General features: G+C 73.5%; 3 protein-coding genes. 1 reads left to right on the forward strand and 2 read right to left on the reverse strand.

The window, feature by feature from the left end; all coding sequences use genetic code 11:
* Together H5J29_RS26405 and H5J29_RS26410 are read right to left on the reverse strand one after the other, a co-directional pair.
* On the reverse strand, positions 1-522 hold a 522-nt coding region (locus H5J29_RS26405), incomplete at its 3' end, for a nitrilase-related carbon-nitrogen hydrolase (RefSeq protein ID WP_181783718.1).
* A gap of 167 nt (positions 523-689) precedes the next feature.
* Complete coding sequence (locus H5J29_RS26410) at positions 690-1,316, reverse strand: TetR/AcrR family transcriptional regulator (protein ID WP_181783719.1); 627 nt, start codon at positions 1,314-1,316, stop codon at positions 690-692.
* A 50-nt stretch (positions 1,317-1,366) separates the two neighbouring features.
* Between H5J29_RS26410 and H5J29_RS26415 the strand changes: the two genes are divergently transcribed.
* The gene (locus H5J29_RS26415) at positions 1,367-3,070 is read left to right on the forward strand and encodes an acyl-CoA dehydrogenase (protein WP_181783720.1); all 1,704 of its coding nucleotides are present in this window, start codon (positions 1,367-1,369) and stop codon (positions 3,068-3,070) included.
* Positions 3,071-3,284 lie beyond the last annotated feature (214 nt).

The following is a 3,284-nucleotide window of genomic DNA, read 5'->3' on the forward strand; positions in this document are numbered from 1 at the left end:
CGCGCGCTTGCCCGGCCCGGCGCCCCAGGAGGCGGGCATCAGCACGAGCTGCGCCCCGGCGTCCCCCAGCTTCTGGAACAGCCCGGGGAACCGGACGTCGTAGCAGGTCGCGAGGCCGACGGTGACGTCGTCGACGGTGATCGTGACGGGGACGGTGCCCGGCGCGACGGTCGCGGACTCGGCGAACCCGAAGGCGTCGAACAGGTGGATCTTGTCGTAGTGCGCCTCGACCCCGCCGCCGGTGGCGAGCAGGGTGTTGCGGACCCGGCCGTCCGGGTCCGGGGTGAACATCCCGGCGACGACGGTCACGCCGGCCGCCGCGGCGATCTCGCGGACCCGGGTGGCCCAGGGCCCGTCGAGCGGTTCGGCGGGGAGCCGCACGCCGAAGCAGCACATCGTGGCCTCGGGGAACACGACGACGCGTGCGCCCGCGGCGGCCGCACGCGCGGTCTCGGCCGCGACGGTCCCCAGGTTCTCCGCGGGCGACGGCGTGGACACGATCTGGGCCAGGGCGATCCGCACGGGGCTCCTCCTCTGCAGCTGCTGTATACCCGACCGACCCGCCACCGGCGACGTCGTGGGGCCTGCCCACCCGGCGGACCGCCTGCCGAGCCCATCGGCGGAGCCGACATGATCGCCGACTCCGGGTGATCGGTGCCGTACACGGCACCGAGGGCCGCTCCCGGCGATCATGAACAGGTGGTGGCGCCCAGCATGCGGGCGGCCAGCCCGGCGTAGAGGTCGGCGAGGTCGTCGGGGGTCCAGCGGCCGCCCGGGGTGTACCAGCGGGCCACGTCGATCCCGAGGGACAGGACGGCGGCGGCCGCGCCCCGGGCGTCGGACACGGTGAGGACGCCCGCCGCCACCCCGCGCTCGATCAGCTCCCGCACCACCCGTTCGGTCTCCCGCCGCAGGTCACGGACCTGCGCTCGGTGCTCGGGGGTCAGCGCACCCTGCTCGTACTGCACCACGCGCGCAATCGTGCGGTGCTCGGCGTGCCAGCGGGTGAAGGCCCGGACCAGCACGTCCACCGCCTCGGCGGGCTCCCCGACCGCCGCCTGCCCGACGAGGTCGCGGGCGAGCCCGTGTCCGCGCCGGGAGAGCGCGAAGAGGAGCTCCTCCTTGGAGGCGAAGTGCACGTAGAGCGCCGCGGTGCTCAGCCCGGAGCCCTGCGCGATGTGCTTGAGCGAGGTCCCGTGGAAGCCGCGCTCGGCGAAGGACTCCAGCGCGGCACCCACGATCCGGCGCTGCGTCTCCGTCGGCCACTCCGCCCACAGGTCCAAGCCCGCGAGGATCGCCTTGACCCGGTCGCCCATGTCTCGCATCCTAGGTTACTGATCGATCAGTAACCTAGCCTGGAGCGACGATGCCGCACGAGCGCGACCTGATCCTGTCCCGGCGCGACCTCGAGTTCCTGCTCTACGACTGGCTGGACGTCGAGTCCCTGACCGCGCGGGAGCGGTTCGCCGAGCACTCGCGCGAGACGTTCGACGCCGTCCTGGAGCTGGCCGCGGACATCGCGACGGAGCGGTTCGCCCCGCACAACAAGCGCAACGACGCGGAGGAGCCCCGCTTCGAGAACGGGGGCGCGGTGCTGCACGAGGAGGTCGCGCCCGCCCTGCGGGCCGCCGCGGACGCGGGTCTCCTCGCTGCGACGATGGACGAGTCCGTGGGCGGGCTACAGCTCCCCTACGTCGTCGGCACGGCGCTGCAGTGCTGGTTCCACGCCGCCAACGTCGGCACCTGGGCCTACGCGATGCTCACCGTGGCCAACGCCAACCTCCTGCTGGCCCACGGCACGCCCGAGCAGGTGGAGCACTACGTGCCGGACATGCTGGCGGGCCACGTGCACGGGACGATGTGCCTGTCCGAGCCGCAGGCGGGCTCGTCGCTCGCGGACATCACCACCCGGGCGGAGCCGCAGCCCGACGGCTCGTACCGGCTGACCGGCACCAAGATGTGGATCTCCGGTGGGGACCACGGGCTCGGTGAGAACATCGTCCACCTCGTGCTCGCGAAGGTCCCCGGCGGACCGGCGGGGGTGCGGGGCATCTCGCTGTTCCTCGTCCCCAAGATCCTTCCCGACGGCACGCGCAACGCCGTCGTGCTCACCGGGCTCAACCACAAGATGGGCTACCGCGGGACGGTCAACACCGTCCTGAGCTTCGAGGGCGCCCTCGGACACCTGGTCGGGACCGAGGGCCGGGGCCTGGCCGCCATGTTCCACATGATGAACGAGGCCAGGGTGGGGGTCGGCGCGGGCGCGGCGGCCCTCGCCTGCACCGGCTACCTCAAGTCGCTCGACTACGCGAAGGGGCGCCCGCAGGGCCGTCCGGCCGGGGCCAAGGACCCGGCGACGCCGATGGTGCCGATCGTGCGGCACGCGGACGTCCGACGGATGTTGCTGGCGCAGAAGGCCTACGCCGAGGGCGCCCTCGCGCTGGTGCTCTACTGCGGCAGGCTCGTCGACACCGACGAGCGCGAGCTGCTGGAGGTCCTCACCCCGATCGCGAAGAGCTGGCCCTCGCAGTGGGGGCTCGAGGCGAACGCGCTGGCCGTCCAGGTGCTCGGCGGGTACGGCTACACCCGGGAGTACGACGTCGAGCAGCACTACCGGGACAACCGGCTCAACCCGATCCACGAGGGCACCCACGGCATCCAGGGCGCGGACCTACTGGGGCGCAAGGTGACCACCGCCGGGTTCGCGGTCCTGCGCGACCGCATCGCGGACACCGTCGCGCGGGCGGGCGACCTCCCCGAGGCCACGCAGCTGCAGCAGGCGCTCGACCGGCTCGTCGAGGTCACCGAGATCCTGCACGCCCACCCGGACGCGGAGGAGCGGCTGGCCAACGCGAGCGTCTACCTGGAGGCGGCCGGGCACGTCGTCGTGGCGTGGATCTGGCTGGACCAGGTGCTGGCCGCGGCAGGCCGGGAGGACGACCTGGCCCGCGGCAAGCGGGCCGCCGCCCGGTACTTCTTCCGCTTCGAGCTGCCGAAGGTCGGCCCGCAGCTGGACCTGCTGGCCTCCCTCGACCGCACCTCGTTGGACACCGACCCGGCCTGGCTCTAGGACACCCTGCGGTCTCGTGCCAGGGCTGCGACGCCGGCCGGGTGCACCGGACGATCGCCGCCGTCGCCGTGGACAAGGTCGCGATGGCGTCCGGCTCCTGCCTGCTGAGCCGGCCGCAGGGCGGGCTGTTCCCCGGCCTGCCCCCGACGACGCCGTACGTGTCGGCCGCGGACCTCGCCGCCCTCGGGCAGGCGGAGGCCGCCACGCTGGGCTG

Source organism: Pseudonocardia pini, assembly GCF_013870575.1.
GTDB lineage: Bacteria > Actinomycetota > Actinomycetes > Mycobacteriales > Pseudonocardiaceae > Pseudonocardia > Pseudonocardia pini.